We start from the raw sequence: 15,797 nt of genomic DNA, 5'->3' as shown, positions 1-15,797 counted from the left end.
TCGGGCCGCCCGCCATCAGCGCCGGCTGCGCCGCGTGGCTCAGCCGCGCAGACCCGCCACGAAGACGCCGAGCCGCTCCAGCCCCTCGGCCAGCTCCTCGCGGCCAGCCGCGTAGGACAGTCGCACGTGCGTGTCGCCCGTCGACGGCCCGAAGTCGCGCCCCGGGGTGAGCGCCACGTGCGTCTCCTCCAGCGCCCGCTCGCAGAAGGTCCAGGCGTCCAGTCCCGTGCCCGAGACGTCGAAGTAGGCGTAGAAGGCCCCGTCGGGCAGCACCGGCACCGGCAGCCCGATCCGCTCGAGCCCCTCCAGGACGATGCCGCGGCGCACGAGCAGCTCCTCGCGTCGCTCCTCGCACGCGGCGAGCGCCTCCGGCGTGAAGCAGGACAGGGCCGCCACCTGCGTCGGCGTCGAGGCGCACAGGAAGAAGTTGACGGCGAGGTTGTCGGCCGCCTCGAGGAGCGCCTCAGGCAGGATGAGCCAGCCGAGCCGCCACCCCGTCATCCCGAAGTACTTCGAGAAGGAGGACACGATGATCGCGTCCGGGTCCGCCTCCAGCGCCGTGCGCGCGGGGGAGCCGTCGGGCGCCGGGTCTGCGAGCGACAGGTAGATCTCGTCGACGATCCGCCACGCCCCGCGCTCGCGAGCGCTGGCGCAGATCGCGGCGAGCTCCTCGAAGGGGATCGTCGTGCCCGTCGGGTTCGACGGCGTCGCCAGCTGGACGGCGACCGTCCGCTCCGTCCACGCCGCCTCCATCGTGGCGCGGTCGAGCTGGTAGCGGGTGGCCGGCGTCGTCGGGGCGAGGACGACGTTGCCCCCGAAGGCGCTCACGAGCTCGCGGTTGCAGGGGTAGCAGGGGTCCGCCATGACGACGTCGTCGCCGGGCCCCGTCGTGAGCGCCGTCGCGAGCAGCAGGCCCGCCGAGGCCCCCGCCGTGATGAGGACGCGGCGCGGGTCCACCTCGACGCCGTGGCGGTCGCGGTAGAGGCCCGCGACGGCCTCGCGCAGCGCCGGCAGCCCGGCCGCCGGCGTGTAGGGCAGCGGACGGCCGTCCATCGCCTCGCGCATGGCCTCGTGGACGCCCGGGGGAGCTCCGAAGGAGGGCTCGCCGAGGCTCAGCTTGGCGACGTGCGCGCCGGCCGCCTCGATCTCGCGGGCCCGGGCCCCGATGCTCATGGCGTGGAAGGGCTGGGCGTCGAGCGCCCGCTGCGCGATCTTCATGGCTGGCTCCCCTCATCCGGCGCCGCCGCGGGAGCGCGGACCGGCGCGGAACCAGGCTAGGCGGGCGACGACGGCGCCGCCGGGGCGTCCGGTGAGCGGCCCGCGCTGGGGTAACCTCACGGCGTCGGAAGAGCGTCATCGCCCCCTCCGAGCCCCCGTAGCTCAGCGGTTAGAGCAGCGAGCTTATACCTCGTCCGTGCCTGATAAGCACATGGTCCTGGGTTCGAATCCCAGCGGGGGTACCGAGCCTCCATGGTGGAACCGGTAGACACAGCGGCCTTAAAAGCCGATGCCCCTGGGCGTGCGGGTTCGAGTCCCGCTGGAGGCACTGACGGGCCCCTGCCGATACCCTGCCCGCATGGCAGACGAGACGAGCACGCCGACCACCACGAGCACCGGCACCGCGCGCGATGAGGAGCCCCTCACCGTCGGCGACGTCGTCGACCTCCTCCGCGAGGCGGCCCCGGCCGAGCTCGCCGAGGACTGGGACTCCAACACCCTCATCTGCGGCGACCCCGCCGACCCCGTGCGCACCGTCCTGCTCGCCATGGACCCCCTCACCGCCGTCGTCGACGAGGCCATCGAGCGCGGCGTCGACATGGTCATCACCCACCACCCCCTCTTCCTGCGCGGCACCGACCACGTCGGCGCCGTCGACCCCAAGGGCCGCATCGTCCACCGCCTCATCCGCGCCGGCATCGCCCTGGCCAACGCCCACACCACCTGGGACTCCGCCCGCGGCGGCAACGCCGACGCCCTCGCGGACCTCCTCGGGCTGACCGGCACCGTCCCCCTCGAGCCCGCCGACGCCGACCCCGCTCTCGGCATCGGCCGCGTCGGCTCCCTCCCGGCGTCGACGACGCTGCGAGCGCTCGCTGAGGACGTCGCCCGCGCCCTGCCCGACACCGCGCCCGGTCTCCTCGTCGGCGGCGACCCCGAGGCCCTCGTCGAGCGCGTCGCCGTCTCCGGCGGGGCGGGCGACTCCCTCCTCGGCGCCGCGCGCGAGGCCGGCGCCGACGTCTTCCTCACCGCCGACCTTCGCCACCACCCCGCCTCCGACCACCTCGAGGGCGGCCGCCCCTACCTCCTGTGCGGGACCCACTGGGCCACCGAGTGGGTCGGCCTTCCCCCGCTCGCCCGCCGTCTCGAGGAGGGCGCCGCGCAGGGGGGACGTACACTGACCGCGCACGTCTCGACGGTCGTCACCGACCCCTGGACGCTGCGCCTGAGCACCGGCTCCTGAGCGCCGTCCCCGGACGGCGTCCGCCGCCTCGCCCGGGCACCGCACAGAACTCGATACCCCGGCCAGCGAAGGACCCCCGCAGTGACGAGCGCACCCCTTGCCCAGCAGCGTCTGCTCATCGACCTCCAGCAGCTCGACTCCCGGCTCGCCCGGCTCGCCCACGAGCGAAAGAACCTCCCCGTGCTCGCCCGCATCGAGGCCACCATCGAGCGCCTGCGCACCAACAAGCGCGAGGCCGTCGTCGCCGCCGGGACCCTGGCCGACACCAGGACCGTCGTCACCAAGAGCGAGGACGAGGTCGGCCAGGTGAACCGCCGTGCCGAGGTCCTGCGCGAGCGGCTCTCGTCGGGAGCCGCCGGCGCCCGCGACCTCACCGCCATCCAGGGCGAGATCGACCAGCTCGGCCGACGCCAGTCCGTCCTCGAGGACGAGCAGCTCGCCGCCATCGAGGCCCTTGACGCCGCCCAGGCCGAGGTCGATCGCCTCACCGCAGAGGAGGCGGAGATCCGCGCGGCAGGCCGCGAGCTGACCGCCGAGCGCGACTCCGAGTTCGCCCGCATCGACGCCGAGGTCGCGCAGACGCGCAAGGCGCGCGAGGACCTCGCCGCGACCATCGACGACGCGCTCCTCGCCGACTACGACGCCGTCCGCGAGGCCACCGGCGGGATCGGGGTCGCCGCTCTCTACGGGCGCCGGCTCGAGGGAGCCGCCATCGAGATCAGCCCCCAGGAGCACGCGCGCATCGCTGCCGCCCCGGCCGACGCCGTCATCCACGCCGAGGAGGGCGACGTCATCCTCGTCCGCATGGACGTCTGAGCGGACCCCTGGGTCCTGCGCCCTCCCGCTGACGACGGCGCAGCACGACGCCCCGGGCACCGCCACGGTGCCCGGGGCGTCGTCCGTCGTGCGGGGCTCGGGACGGCGGCGGGCTCAGGCCAGTCGCAGCACGAGGTCCCGGCGCCCCTCCCGGTCGGCCTGGCCGAGCTCGACGGCGCGGACGGCATCCAGGCCCGCAGCGAGCTCAGCGACGTCGTCGAGGACGCGCAGCGACCGCGGTGCCTGGGCACGGCGGTCCACGATCGCGCCCGTGAGCAGGCCCCGGGTGTGCTTCGCCCAGTGGGACACGGTGGTGAGCGAGCCGTCGGGCGCCTCCTGAACGACCTTGACCCGCAGGAGGTCGACGGCGTCGGCCGCGGCGGGCTGCCAGGCGGGGGAGTACGCCCCCGAGCGGCAGTCGACGATGACGCCACCGGAGGCCTGGGCCAGGTCGCGGATCACGGGCTTGAGGTGCGGCTTCCAGAAGGCGGCCAGGCGACCGGCACCGGGGAGCGTCACGCCCATCGAGAGTCGGTGGTCCGGGACCGCGTCGGTGGCGCGCAGGGCGCCCCACAGCCCCGAGAGGATGACGACCTCCTCAGCGAGCACCCGTCGCACGGCCTTGCGACGCGCGAGGGCGTGCAGGCCGGCAGCCTCGTAGAGGACACCGGTGTAGAGGGCGTACGCGGGTGCGGCCGGCGCGGTGCTCAGGGTCGTGTTCAGGGCCGCCTCCTCGGCGCTGCGCGGCCCCAGTCCGAGGACACGGGCCGTGTCCGGTCCGGTGCCGAGCCGCGTGAGCTCGTCCATGAGGCTCCGGCGGGGGCCGGTGAGAGCGGGGGCTCCGAGGAGGGCGCCGAGGTCGAGCGGGTCGCCGCGGCGCGGCGCGGTCTTGCCCTCGGAGGGCGGCAGGAGGAGCAGCACGACGGCATCGTAGGCGAGGTGCCTCCGTGGCGGCGGGGCCCTGTGCCCGTTGCCTCAGGCGGACGGAACCCGCCGGGACCTGTGCGGCACGGTGCCCGGGGTAGAGTGCTCCGCGCGGACGAGCCGACCGGGCGGCCGCGGTACCTCGGGGAGACCTGAGGGCTGAGGAACGTCCGGGCTCCACAGAGCAGGGCGGTGGCTAACGGCCACCCGGGGCGACCCGCGGGACAGTGCCACAGAGAACAGACAGCCGACCGGTTCGCCGGACGGTGATGGTGAAACGGTGGGGTAAGAGCCCACCAGCGCCGCAGGTGACTGCGGCGGCTCGGCAAACCCCGCCCGGAGCAAGACCGCACAGCAGGCGCCCGAGGGCTGCTCGCCCGAGCCTGCGGGTAGGTCGCGCGAGACCGCCGGCAACGGCGGTCCAAGATGAATGGTCGCCACCGCCGACCCGGCAACGGACGGCGGCAACAGAACCCGGCGTACAGGTCGGCTCGTCCGCCCCACCTCGAAGCACGCTCCCCGCAGCAGCCGGGTACGACGACGCGGCGGGCGACCACCCCATCAGGTGGAGGCCCGCCGCGTCGTCGTCAGTCGACGTGACTGACCGACGGTCGTGACGCTGGAGTCACTTGGCCGCCATGTACATCTCGTCCTGACCGTAGAAGCCGGACACTGCGAAGACGCCCGACTTCTCGTCCGACTTCGGGATGGCGTAGGTGAAGTAGCCGGTCACGGTGCCACCGTCGCGCGGCATGTCCTGCATAGTGAACTCGTCATCGAGGAGGGAGACGTCCCAGCTGGCCTCGACGGTGTTGCCCTTGTTGACGTAGTCGATCTTGACGTCGCCGGAGCTCATCTGGCCCTTGCCGTGGTAGGTCACCGTGACGGGGACGCGCATGTAGACCTTGTCCGAGCCCGGGTCCTCGAAGCCGTCCTCGTAGTCCTGGTCCTTGTAGGCCTGCTTGATCTTGGCAGTGTCGTCCCACTCGACGGCGCCGAACTGGATCTCGATCGAGGCGTCAGGGTCCGTCGCGTCCTTGTCGGCCTTGATCTTGATCGTCTGGGTGGTCGGGTCAGCCGGGTTGTCCATCGACATGCCCTGCTCGTCGGAGGAGGAGTCGGAGGAGTCAGATGAGGAGGAGTCGGAGCTCGACGAGCCGGAGTCCGAGGACGTCGTCGGGTCCGCCGGGGCGGCCGATCCGACGCCTGAGCCCTTGGTGTCGTCGGTCTTGCTGTCGTCCCCGCCGCCCGCGATGGCGACGATGATCCCGATGAGGATGAGGAGGACGACGAGACCGATGATGAGCCAGAACCACCACTGCTTCGTCACGGGCTTCTTGCCGCCGTTGCCCGAGCCGCCGTTGACGTCGATCGGCTGCCAGCCGCCCTGCTGCGAGGCGGCGGGGCCCGCCTGACCCTGGTTGTGGTAGGGCGTTGGGGACTGGGCGTAGCTCATGTTGGCCGCGTAGGGGCTGGCCGAGGACGCGGAGGAGGCGACCGGCGCGGATCCCGCGTACTGGTTGCCGGCGGCGTAGTCGCCGGACGGTGCCGAGGCGGGCTGACCGGTCGGGCTGGCGACGGGCACGGACTGCCCCGGGATCGCCTGCGTCGGCGCCCAGGCGGCGTCGTGGGCAGAGCCGGCGACCGGCGCGGAGGCGGAGTCGTCGACCCACAGCTCCCAGCCCTCAGGGGCGGGGCCCCAGGCGGGGTCGGGCTGCCAGCCGGCAGGGGGGACGAAGCCCTCGGGCGGGGCGGGCCAGTTCGGGGGCGGGTTGAAGCGCAGAGCCATGGGAGTACCTCCGGGAGGTGTCGTGCGAGGGGCTTGGGACGCGTGTGCGGCGGCGGGATGAGTGCGTCATCACGTCGGCGACCTGCGCCTGAATGTACACGGCACTGTGCGCGAAACCGCCTCCGTTACCGAGGAGAGGCCTGGGGAGCGCTCCCCAGGCGCCCCTCGGTAACAGAGGCGGTGCGGCCCGTCCGGGCACCCGGCTCGCGCGGGCACGCGGAGCGGCGGCTCAGGGAAGGGTGAGGATGTCGGCGCCGTCCTCGGTGACGACCATCGTGTGCTCGAACTGCGCGGTGCGCGAGCGGTCCTTCGTGACGACCGTCCAGTCGTCGTCCCACTGCTCCCAGTCCTCGGTGCCCAGCGTGAGCATGGGCTCGATGGTGAAGACCATGCCGACCTCCATGACGGTGTCGTACATGGGCGCGGCGTCGTAGTGGGGGACGATGAGGCCCGAGTGGAAGGCCTCGCCGACGCCGTGGCCGGTGTAGTCGCGCACGACGCCGTAGCTGAAGCGCTTGGCGTACTTCTCGATGACGCGGCCGATGACGTTGATCTCGCGGCCCGGGCGGACCGCCTTGATGCCGCGCTCCATCGCCAGACGGGTGCGCTCGATGAGGAGGGCGGACTCCTCGTCGACCTCGCCGACGGTGTAGGTGGCGTTCGTGTCGCCGTGGACGCCGTTCTTGTAGGCGGTCACGTCGAGGTTGATGATGTCGCCCTCGCGGAGCACGGTCGAGTCCGGAATGCCGTGGCAGATGACCTCGTTGACCGACGTGCAGATCGACTTCGTGAAGCCCATGTAGCCGAGGGTCGACGGGTAGGCGCCGTGGTCGCACATGTACTCGTGGGCGATGCGGTCCAGCTCGTCCGTGGTGACGCCCGGGGCGATGGCCTTGGCGGCCTCGGCCATGGCGCGCGCGGCGATACGGCCCGACTCGCGGATGCGCTCGACGGTCTCCACGTCCTTGACGTCCGAGGCCGTGACGACCTCGGGGCCGTCGTGGAACATGTACTCGGGGCGGGCGATGGAGCCGGGCACGTGGCGCATCGGGCCCACGACGCCCTTCGTGAGGGTGCCCCGGGGCGCGCGGTCGGCGAGTGAGGAGGAGTTCGTCATGGCTCCAGCATAGGAGCGGGGCGGCGACGGGCCACCCTGGGGACTGTTGGCACGAGCAGGTGCTCGGGTCCGGATGACGGTCGGTCGGCTCGGTGGAATCCGGCCTCGTGCGGCCCGCTTCTGCATAGCATGCCGACCATGGCCAAGATCCACTTCGTGCGCCACGGCCGCACGGTCCTCAACGAGCAGCGACGCACCCAGGGGTCGGCGGACTCGCCGCTCACCCCCGAGGGGCGCGAGGGCGCCCGCGCCGCCCGTGACCACATGGCCTCCTGGCCGATCACCCGCGCCTACCTGAGCCCGCAGGGCCGCGTCCAGCAGACGGCGGGGATCCTCCTCGAGGCGCACCCCGACGTCACCCCGGTCTACCTCGAGGGCCTGCGCGAGTACGACTACGGCGTCTACGACGGCGGTCCGGACGAGGAGATGATCGCGGCGCTGCCCACCGCGGAGTTCCTGCCGCCAGTCATCGCCGGCACCCACCCGGGCGCACCAGGCGGCATCGCCGCGGCCGACTACCTCGCCGACATCGACGGGGCGCTGGCCCGCATCCTCGCCGACCTGCGCGCCGCGATCGAGGCCGGAGGCCCGGACGACGAGGAGGTCCTCGTCGTCTCCCACGGCATGACCATCATGACGATCATGAGCCGCTGGACCGACTTCTCCGTCTACGGCATGGCCCCCATGGCCAACTGCTCCGTCACGACCGTCGAGGTCGACCCGACCGTCGCGGGCGGCAGCCCGCGGATCGTCAGCTGGGCGGTGGACCCCGGAGGTCAGGGCGTCACCTGGGACGCCGCTGACATCACGAGCGCCTTCGACGGCGTCACCGCGGTCCCGATCAACTGGTCCGTCCTCGCCCAGGACGGCGCCCCCTACGCGACCGACTACCCGATCGCCCCCGAGGAGGTCGCTGAGGCCGTCGCCGACGCCGCCGAGGCGGGCACCGAGCCGGGTGCGGGGCGAGACACGGAGACCGGGAGCGCGCCGGCATGACCCTCGTGCACGCGCTCGTCGGCTTCGACCTCGTCGTGGGCGTCCTCACCCTGGTTCCGGGTATCGACACCGCGCTCGTCCCGCGCAGCGCGCTCACCCGGTCGCGCGGCTAAGCGCTCGCCACCGTCCTCGGGGTCTCCACCGGCATCGTCGTGTGGGGCTCGGCCGCCGGCGTCGGTGCCACGGCCGTGCTCGCCGCGTCGCGTACCGCCTACCGGCTCCTCACCCTCGCGGGCGCCCTCTACCTCACGGGCATGGGCGTGACGATGCTGTGGCGCTCGCGGCCGGGACGAGCCCAGGGGACCGGGGCGCGGCAGTCCGGCGCCGTCGACGAGGCCCAGGAGCTCGCGGGCGAGGCGGTGCCCGCGGACTCCGCGTGGCGCGGCTGGTGGACCGTTGCGCTCACCAACCTGCTCAACCCGAAGGTGGGCGTCTTCTATCTCGCGACGATCCCGCAGTTCATGGTCACGGGCGTGCCGCCGGTCGTCATGGCGGTCCTCCTCGCCCTCCAGACGAGGGTCTGAGTGCCGCTCCGCCTGCCGGAGCCACGGTGCGCCGACTCGTGGCCTGGGACGGCCGTCTGGCGTCCAGTTACTTCTCGAACCAGTGCTCCTCGGCGGGGAAGCTGCCCTCGCGGACGGCGCGGCCGTAGTCCTCGGCGGCCTCCTGCAGCACGCGGCCGACCTCGGCGAAGCGGCGGGCGAAGCGCGGGGCCCAGTCCGTCATGCCCGCCATGTCCGACCACACGAGCACCTGGCCGTCGCACCGGGCGCCGGCGCCGATCCCGATCGTCGGGACGGGGCACACCTCGGTGACGCGTGCGGCCAGGGCCTCCGGGACCATCTCGAGGACGAGGGCCACGGCGCCCGCCTCGGCGAGCGCGAGCGCGTCGGCGACGAGCGCGTCGGCCGCCTCCTCGCCCCGGCCCTGCACCCGGAAGCCGCCCAGCGCGTTGACCGACTGCGGGGTGAAGCCGAGGTGCCCGACGACGGGGACGCCCGCGTCCGTCAGCGCCCGGACCGTCGCCGCGCGCGGGTGCCCGCCCTCGAGCTTGACGGCGTTGGCGCCGACCCTCACGAGCCGGACCGCGGAGGCGAGCGCCTGCTCAGGGCCCGCCTCGTAGGTGCCGAAGGGCAGGTCGGCGACCACGAGGGCGTGGCTGGTCGCCGACGCGACGGCGCGGGTCGCCACGACCATCTCGTCCAGCGTGACCGGCAGCGTCGAGTCGTAGCCCAGGGCGACGTTCCCGATGGAGTCGCCCACGAGCAGCATGTCCGTGCCCGCCGCGTCGAGGATCCTGGCGGTGAGGGCGTCGTACGCGGTGAGCATGACGAGGCGCTCGCCCGCCTCCTTGGCCCGGGCGAGCCGGGTCACGCGGACCGGGCGCGGCGACGGCGCCGCTGGAACGGACGTGGCACCCTGCGAGCCGGAGCCGGAGCCGGAGCCGGAGCCGGAGCCGGAGCCGGAACCGGGGGCGGGAGCGGTGGACGAGGGACCGTAGGGCGTCTCGGATCGCGACATGGTGGCAGCGTAGGACCGAGCGGCCGGCGCTGCGCAACGCGCCGGACACGTGCGGGCGGCATGATGCGTCTCGTGTACCCGTGCGCCCGCGCGGGTGATCCGCTCAGGCGGTGAAGGGAGAGAGCATGGACAAGCAGCAGGAGTACGTCCTCCGGGCCATCGAGGAGCGGGACATCCGCTTCATCCGGCTGTGGTTCACGGACGTGCTCGGGCAGCTCAAGTCCGTCGCCATCGCGCCCGCCGAGGTGGAGGGGGCCTTCGAGGAGGGCATCGGCTTCGACGGCTCCGCCATCGAGGGCCTCACCCGTGTCTACGAGTCCGACATGATCCTCTCGCCGGACCCCTCGACCTTCCAGATGCTGCCCTGGCGCGACTCCTCCAACGGGGTGGCCCGCATGTTCTGCGACGTCCTCACCCCCGACGGCGAGCCCGCGCGCACCGACCCGCGCGCCGTCCTCGAGCGGCAGATCGCGCGCGTCGCCGACGCCGGCTTTACCTGCTACGTGCACCCCGAGATCGAGTTCTACCTCGTGCGCAGGACCGAGGACGGGCACATCGTGCCCACGGACACCGCCGGGTACTTCGACCACGTGCCCGGTGGGACCGCCCACGAGTTCCGCCGCCGCGCCATCCTCATGCTCGAGCAGATGGGGATCTCGGTCGAGTTCTCGCACCACGAGGGCGGTCCCGGCCAGAACGAGATCGACCTTCGCTTCGCGGACGCGCTGTCCATGGCGGACAACGTCCAGACCTTCCGCGCCGTCGTCGAGGAGGTCGCCCTCCAGGAGGGCTGTCTCGCGACCTTCATGCCGAAGCCCTTCGTGGGCAAGCCCGGCTCGGGCATGCACACTCACTTCTCCCTCTTCGAGGGGGACCGCAACGCCCTCTTCGACCCCACGGGCGAGTACCAGCTCTCCCAGGCCGGTCGCTCCTTCATCGCGGGCCTCCTGCGCCACTCCCGCGAGATCTCCGCGATCACGAGCCAGTACGTCAACTCCTACAAGCGCCTCTGGGGCGGCGACGAGGCCCCGAGCTACGTGTGCTGGGGCCACAACAACCGCTCCGCCCTCGTGCGAGTCCCCCTTCACAAGCCCGGCAAGGCGCAGTCCGCCCGCGTCGAGTACCGAGGCATCGACGCCTCGGCGAACCCCTACCTCGCCTACGCCGTCATCCTCGCGGCCGGGCTCAAGGGCATCGAGGAGGGCTACGAGCTCCCGCCCGAGGCCGAGGACGACGTGTGGGCGCTCACCGAGCAGGAGCGCAAGGCCCTCGACATCAGGGCCCTGCCGTCCTCCCTCAAGCGGGCCGTCGCCGCCATGGACGAGTCCGACCTCGTGGCCGACACCCTCGGCGAGGACGCCTTCGAGTTCTTCGTGCGCAACAAGCGGCGCGAGTACGAGGCCTACGACGCCCAGGTCACCGACTTCGAGCTCGAGCAGTTCTTCCCCCGCTCCTGACCCTCAACGGGGGAGCGCGGGCTCCTCGACGGCGGCCCGGCACCGGGCCGCGGACCGGTGAGCAGCCACCGGTCCGGCCGATGATGAGGCGAGCAGGAGGACGACGATGACCGAGCGCAGCGGGACGACGGGACCGGTCCTGGGAGGGCCTCGGCGCGAGACGCCCCGCGCCCGCCTCATCCGGGCCGGCTTCGACGAGCTGAGCCGCGCCGCCGGCTGTCTCACGGACCCCGCGCTCACCGCGCTCCTGCCCGAGGCGCCGGACACGGCCGCACGAGCCGCGCAGGTACCGGCGGGACCGACGTCGCCCACGGGGCCCCTGGGACGAACCGGGATCAGCTCCCTCGTGCTCAGCCCCGCCCAGGAGGCGCTCGTCACCGAGATCGGACGGACCGCCGATCCAGACCTCGCCCTCCTCTCCCTCGTCCGTCTCGCCGAGGCGTGCACCGGCTGCGAGGCCGAGTCGGTCCTGCGAGGTCTCCTCGGGGGCCTGGCCGAGGTCCCCGCGCACGACGGTCCCGGAACGGGCGGGGCCGGCAGCGTCGAGGCGTCCCACGCGGTCGCCGAGCACCGCGCCCGGCTCCTCGCCGTCCTGGGGTCCTCGAGCGCCCTCGGGGACTTCCTCGTCGCCCATCCGCTGCACCTCGCGGCGCTCGCCCCCGATCAGGCCTTCCACGCTCCCGACCGGCCGAGCGCCCTCGAGACGCTCACGGGCGCCGTCCGCACCTGCCTCGGCACCGACGACGGCTCCGACCGCCCCGCGCCCGAGGAGCGTGTCACCGCAGCGACCTCGGCCATGCGAGTCGCCTACCGGGACCGCCTCCTCGCCATCGTCGCCGACGACCTGCGCGCCGCGGAGCCGCTCGCGCACCTGCCCGTCGTCGGGCAGGACATGGCCGAGCTCGCGGACGCCTCCCTCGAGGCCGGCCTGCTCATCGCCCGTGCCGCCGTCGGCCCCGAGGCCGTCGACGTCGCCCTCACCGTGATCGCGATGGGCAAGAGCGGGGCCCGCGAGCTCAACTACATCTCAGACGTGGACGTCCTCCACGTCGTCGGGCCCGCCGGCGATCCCACCGCGGAGCCCGAGGACGAGGCCCTCCTCATCGCCGCCGGCACCGCCATCGCCACCGAGCTCGCCCGCGCCACGTCCGCGACGGGGGAGGAGCCGCCCCTGTGGCCCCTCGACACGGCCCTGCGCCCCGAGGGCAAGGACGGCGCTCTCGTGCGCACCCTCGCCTCCCACGTCGCCTACTACGAGCGATGGGCCTCCTCCTGGGAGTTCCAGGCGCTCCTCAAGGCGCGCGCGGCCGCCGGGGACGCCGCGCTCGGCGCCGCCTACGAGGCCGCCGTCGCTCCCTTCATCTGGTCCGCGTCCGGACGCGAGAACTTCGTCGACGACGCCCGCGCCATGCGCCGCCGCGTCGAGCGCGAGTCCGAGCGCAAGGGCCAGGAGGACATGCGCATCAAGCTCGGCCCCGGTGGCCTGCGCGACGTCGAGTTCACCGTCCAGCTTCTCCAGCTGGTCCACGGCCGGGCCGATGAGTCGCTGCACGTCCGGCCCACCCTCGAGGCGCTCGACGCCCTCTCCGCCGGCGGCTACGTCTCGCGGGCGGACGCCGCCGCCCTCGGCGACTGCTACAAGGCCCTGCGTCTCCTCGAGCACCGCTCGCAGCTCCACCGGCTGCGCCGCACCCACGAGCTGCCCACGCGCACGGAGGACCTGCGCCGGATCGGACGCGGCATCGAGCTGCGCTCCCTGGCCGAGCCGGAGGCGCTCCTCACCGTGTTCCGGGCCCTGCGCCGCCAGGTCCGCGCCCTCCACGAGGCGATCTACTACCGACCGCTGCTCTCCGTCGCGGCGAGGCTCTCCGACGCGGAGATGTCCCTCAGCCCGCGGGCCGCGCGCGAGCGCCTCGCCGCCATCGGCTACCTCGACCCGGACGGGGCGCTGCGCCACATCCAGGCCCTCACCGAGGGCGTCACGCGCCGCGCCGCCATCCAGCGTCAGCTCCTGCCCGTCATCATCGGGTGGATCGGGGAGGGACCCGATCCCGACCAGGGGCTCCTCGCCTTCCGACTGCTCTCGGAGTCCATCGGCTCCTCCCACTGGTACCTGGCGCTCCTCCGGGACTCGCCGGCGGCTGCGCGACGCCTGTGCCAGGTCCTGTCCGGAGCGCGCTGGACCACCGAGCGCCTCGCCGAGCGGCCCGAGTCCATCGCCTGGCTCGACGACGCCGCGGACCTCGCCCCCAGACCGGACGGCGCCCTCGCCGACGAGGTGCGCTCCACCCTGCGCCGCCGTGCGCTCACCGCGACCGACGCCGCCGGCCTCGAGAAGCAGGCCGCCGAGGCCGTCCGGGCGCTCATGAGCGTGCGCACCCGCGAGCTCGTCCGCGCGGCCCTCGCCGACTCCCTCGACGGCGTCGATCCCGCCCGAGCGGCCCACGTGCTGACCGACGCCACGGACGCCGTCCTCGCCGGGGTCCTGTCCGTGGCCACCGGCCTGACTATCGCGCTGCGCGACGGCGTGGGCGCCGTCGCGCAGGGACCGGCCGCGGACGGCACGTGGCGGGCGGCCCTCGCGGAGCACGCCGTCATCGCCATGGGCCGCCTCGGGGGCCGTGAGATCACCTACGCCTCCGACGCCGACGTCCTCTTCGTGCACGAGGCGCGCGCCGGCGCCGATGAGGAGGCCGCGGCCGCCGAGGCCGACGCCGTCGCCCGTTGGACGGTCCGGCTCATGGCAGGGGCGCGTCCGCACCCGCTCGAGGTCGACGCCGACCTGCGCCCGGAGGGGAGGCAGGGGCCGATGAGCCGGTCCCTCAGCTCCTACGCGGAGTACTACGAGCGCTGGGCCTCCGTCTGGGAGCGCCAGGCGCTGCTGCGCGCCCGGGCCTGCGCCGGCGCCTCCGACCTCGGGGCCCGCTTCGAGGCGCTCGTCGCCCCGTTGCGCTGGTCCGAGGCGGGACTCGACGGCGCCGGCCTGCGCGAGATCCGTCGTCTCAAGGCCCGGATGGAGGCCGAGCGCCTGCCGCGCGGCACCGATCCCTCGCGCCACCTCAAGCTCGGGCCCGGGGGACTCTCCGACGTCGAGTGGACCGCTCAGGTCCTTCAGCTCGCCCACGCCGCCAACGAGCCCGGTCTGCGCACCACCTCGACGACGGAGGCGCTGCGGGCCTCCGTCGACGCCGGTCTCCTCACCGTCGACGAGGGCCAGGACCTGCTCGACGCGTGGCGGCTCGCCTCACGGGTCCGGGCGGCCAACGTCATCGGCACCGGTCGCGACGCGGGCGCCAGGGTGGACGTCATCCCCTCCGACACGCGCGACCTGCGGCTCGTCGGGCGCCTTCTCGGCCAGGAGCCCGGGCACGAGCGCGAGGTGGTCGAGGACTACCGGCGCTCCGCCCGGCACGCCCGTGCGGTCGTCGAGCGGGTCGTCTTCGGCGACGCCCTCCACGACCAGGACGACGCCGCCTCGGCCCGTGCCCGGGGGCAGCAGGCCTCGGCCGCCGGGGAGCGGGGCGGGGGCGCCCCGAGGCGCGCCCCGTCACGCCGCACGGAGATCAGCACGGAGATGAGCACGGGAGCGTCCTCGGCCGGGGGCGCCGAGATCGCCTCCACGCGCTCCGAGCAGTCCGGGGCCACGCCCTCACGGGCCGCCACCGGAGGGACGCCGCCTGGAGACGGGCCCGACGACACGGCGGCACCGGCCGAGCACGCCACCGGCGCCCGCCGGTCCACCGGGACGGAAAGGCGCCGCACTCACCGGCGAGGCGGCGGCTCGGGTCCCTTCCCCTGGTCCTGAGCGACACGGGGCGGGGGCTCTCCTGAGCGCCCCTTGGCAGGACGCCCGGGCGCGGCAGCGCGCGGCCCTGGCAGGATAGGGGCGTGAAGCTCCTCCTCGTCCGCCACGGCCGCACCATCGCCAACGTCATGGGAGCGCTCGACACCGCGTTCCCCGGCAACCCTCTCGACGACACCGGCCTCGCACAGGCCGGCACCCTGCCCGAGCGCCTCGCCGCCGCGGGGCACCTCGAGGGGCTGTCCTCCCTGTGGGTCTCCCCGATCCTCCGCGCGCGCCAGACCATCGCGCCGATCGAGGCCGCGACGGGCCTCACCGCCACCATCCGCTCAGGCCTGCGCGAGGTCATCGCCGGAAACCTCGAGATGAACACCGACGCCGGCTCCGTCGCCGTCTACGCCGACACGACCCGCTCCTGGATGGTCGGTCGCACCGCCTGCGTCCTGCCCGGATCGCCCGAGGACGGCGCAGCGACCTTCGCCCGCTTCGACGGTGTCGTCGACGAGATCGCCGCGGCGACCCTGGAGTCGCAGGGACCGGACGGAAGCGCCCTCCTCGTCGCCCACGGCACCGTCCTGCGCCTGTGGACGGCCCTCGCCGCCGCGCGCGCTGGCGGCGCCGACCCCGCCTGGATCGCCGAGCACCCGATGACGAACACCGCGATCACCGTCGTCGAGGGTGACCCCGAGCGCGGCTGGCGCCTGCTGGACTGGTCCGAGGGCACGTGGACCGCCTCACCCACGGAGCAGCCCGAGGCGCCGGAGCCCGCCGACCCTGTGGAGCAGCCGGCGTGAGCGCCGCGCAGAACGGGACCCGCGACCGCGGTGACCGGGACCAGCGGGCCGCCTCCTTCCAGGACGGCGCCGACGACTACGACCGCCTCCGCCCCGGCTACCCGGCGGCCCTCTGGGACC

11 protein-coding genes, 2 tRNA genes, 1 other RNA gene and 1 pseudogene are annotated in these 15,797 nt (G+C 73.9%); 10 read left to right on the top strand and 5 right to left on the bottom strand.

The window, feature by feature from the left end; all coding sequences use genetic code 11:
• Positions 1-39: 39 nt before the first annotated feature.
• Positions 40-1,218 (bottom strand): aminotransferase class I/II-fold pyridoxal phosphate-dependent enzyme, encoded by a 1,179-nt coding sequence (locus tag IXW69_RS05260; RefSeq protein ID WP_194785320.1) that lies wholly within the window; start codon positions 1,216-1,218, stop codon positions 40-42.
• Between the two features lie 151 nt (positions 1,219-1,369).
• On the opposite strand from IXW69_RS05260, the gene IXW69_RS05255 reads away from it, so the two are divergent.
• The 4 genes from IXW69_RS05255 to IXW69_RS05240 all read left to right on the top strand — a co-directional run bounded on the left by IXW69_RS05255 (position 1,370) and on the right by IXW69_RS05240 (position 3,277).
• Positions 1,370-1,460: transfer RNA gene (locus tag IXW69_RS05255), tRNA-Ile, on the top strand.
• A gap of 4 nt (positions 1,461-1,464) precedes the next feature.
• Positions 1,465-1,546, top strand: a tRNA-Leu gene (locus tag IXW69_RS05250).
• A 30-nt stretch (positions 1,547-1,576) separates the two neighbouring features.
• The gene (locus IXW69_RS05245; RefSeq protein WP_194785319.1) at positions 1,577-2,461 is read left to right on the top strand and encodes a Nif3-like dinuclear metal center hexameric protein; all 885 of its coding nucleotides are present in this window, start codon (positions 1,577-1,579) and stop codon (positions 2,459-2,461) included.
• Between the two features lie 81 nt (positions 2,462-2,542).
• Positions 2,543-3,277, top strand: a complete 735-nt coding sequence (locus tag IXW69_RS05240) for a zinc ribbon domain-containing protein (RefSeq protein ID WP_194785318.1) — start codon at positions 2,543-2,545, stop codon at positions 3,275-3,277.
• Positions 3,278-3,391: 114 nt separating this feature from the next.
• On the opposite strand, the gene IXW69_RS05235 is transcribed toward IXW69_RS05240, so the two are convergent.
• Positions 3,392-4,198 carry a YaaA family protein gene (locus IXW69_RS05235; protein ID WP_194785317.1) on the bottom strand — a complete coding sequence of 269 codons (807 nt, stop codon included), beginning with the start codon at positions 4,196-4,198 and terminating at the stop codon, positions 3,392-3,394.
• Positions 4,199-4,317: 119 nt separating this feature from the next.
• Between IXW69_RS05235 and rnpB the strand changes: the two genes are divergently transcribed.
• An RNA gene (rnpB, locus tag IXW69_RS05230) (RNase P RNA component class A) lies at positions 4,318-4,699 on the top strand.
• Positions 4,700-4,826: 127 nt separating this feature from the next.
• Here the strand turns inward: rnpB and IXW69_RS05225 are convergent.
• Positions 4,827-5,990 (bottom strand): synaptobrevin family protein, encoded by a 1,164-nt coding sequence (locus tag IXW69_RS05225; protein WP_194785316.1) that lies wholly within the window; start codon positions 5,988-5,990, stop codon positions 4,827-4,829.
• A 229-nt stretch (positions 5,991-6,219) separates the two neighbouring features.
• On the bottom strand, positions 6,220-7,107 hold the full coding sequence (gene map, locus IXW69_RS05220) for a type I methionyl aminopeptidase (RefSeq protein WP_194785315.1): 888 nt from the start codon (positions 7,105-7,107) through the stop codon (positions 6,220-6,222).
• 138 nt (positions 7,108-7,245) lie between these two features.
• Here map and IXW69_RS05215 point away from each other — a divergent pair, with 138 nt between their 5' ends.
• Together IXW69_RS05215 and IXW69_RS05210 are read left to right on the top strand one after the other, a co-directional pair.
• Entirely contained in the window at positions 7,246-8,103 is an 858-nt protein-coding gene (locus tag IXW69_RS05215) for a histidine phosphatase family protein (RefSeq protein WP_194785314.1), read from the top strand.
• Positions 8,104-8,231: 128 nt separating this feature from the next.
• Positions 8,232-8,627 (top strand): annotated as a pseudogene (locus IXW69_RS05210) (LysE family translocator); the annotation flags it as partial.
• Positions 8,628-8,694: 67 nt separating this feature from the next.
• On the opposite strand, the gene panB reads toward IXW69_RS05210, so the two are convergent.
• On the bottom strand, positions 8,695-9,624 hold the full coding sequence (panB, locus tag IXW69_RS05205; protein WP_194785312.1) for a 3-methyl-2-oxobutanoate hydroxymethyltransferase: 930 nt from the start codon (positions 9,622-9,624) through the stop codon (positions 8,695-8,697).
• 125 nt (positions 9,625-9,749) lie between these two features.
• Between panB and IXW69_RS05200 the strand changes: the two genes are divergently transcribed.
• The 3 genes from IXW69_RS05200 to IXW69_RS05190 all read left to right on the top strand — a co-directional run bounded on the left by IXW69_RS05200 (position 9,750) and on the right by IXW69_RS05190 (position 15,677).
• Positions 9,750-11,081 (top strand): glutamine synthetase family protein, encoded by a 1,332-nt coding sequence (locus IXW69_RS05200; protein WP_194785311.1) that lies wholly within the window; start codon positions 9,750-9,752, stop codon positions 11,079-11,081.
• A 106-nt stretch (positions 11,082-11,187) separates the two neighbouring features.
• Positions 11,188-14,886 (top strand): bifunctional [glutamine synthetase] adenylyltransferase/[glutamine synthetase]-adenylyl-L-tyrosine phosphorylase, encoded by a 3,699-nt coding sequence (locus IXW69_RS05195; RefSeq protein ID WP_194785310.1) that lies wholly within the window; start codon positions 11,188-11,190, stop codon positions 14,884-14,886.
• Positions 14,887-14,969: 83 nt separating this feature from the next.
• Positions 14,970-15,677 carry a histidine phosphatase family protein gene (locus tag IXW69_RS05190; RefSeq protein WP_194785309.1) on the top strand — a complete coding sequence of 236 codons (708 nt, stop codon included), beginning with the start codon at positions 14,970-14,972 and terminating at the stop codon, positions 15,675-15,677.
• Positions 15,678-15,797: the final 120 nt, after the last annotated feature.

This window comes from Actinomyces haliotis (assembly GCF_015355765.1).
Lineage (GTDB): Bacteria > Actinomycetota > Actinomycetes > Actinomycetales > Actinomycetaceae > Actinomyces > Actinomyces haliotis.
This window is presented reverse-complemented; position numbering and strand designations above follow the sequence as displayed.

Bases quoted from the DNA above. Each gene is read 5' to 3' on its own strand.
- map (WP_194785315.1), bottom strand. From the start codon at position 7,107: ATGACGAACTCCTCCTCACTCGCCGACCGCGCGCCCCGGGGCACCCTC.
- IXW69_RS05200 (WP_194785311.1), top strand. From the start codon at position 9,750: ATGGACAAGCAGCAGGAGTACGTCCTCCGGGCCATCGAGGAGCGGGAC.
- panB (WP_194785312.1), bottom strand. From the start codon at position 9,624: ATGTCGCGATCCGAGACGCCCTACGGTCCCTCGTCCACCGCTCCCGCC.
- IXW69_RS05195 (WP_194785310.1), top strand. From the start codon at position 11,188: ATGACCGAGCGCAGCGGGACGACGGGACCGGTCCTGGGAGGGCCTCGG.
- IXW69_RS05215 (WP_194785314.1), top strand. From the start codon at position 7,246: ATGGCCAAGATCCACTTCGTGCGCCACGGCCGCACGGTCCTCAACGAG.
- IXW69_RS05245 (WP_194785319.1), top strand. From the start codon at position 1,577: ATGGCAGACGAGACGAGCACGCCGACCACCACGAGCACCGGCACCGCG.
- IXW69_RS05225 (WP_194785316.1), bottom strand. From the start codon at position 5,990: ATGGCTCTGCGCTTCAACCCGCCCCCGAACTGGCCCGCCCCGCCCGAG.
- IXW69_RS05260 (WP_194785320.1), bottom strand. From the start codon at position 1,218: ATGAAGATCGCGCAGCGGGCGCTCGACGCCCAGCCCTTCCACGCCATG.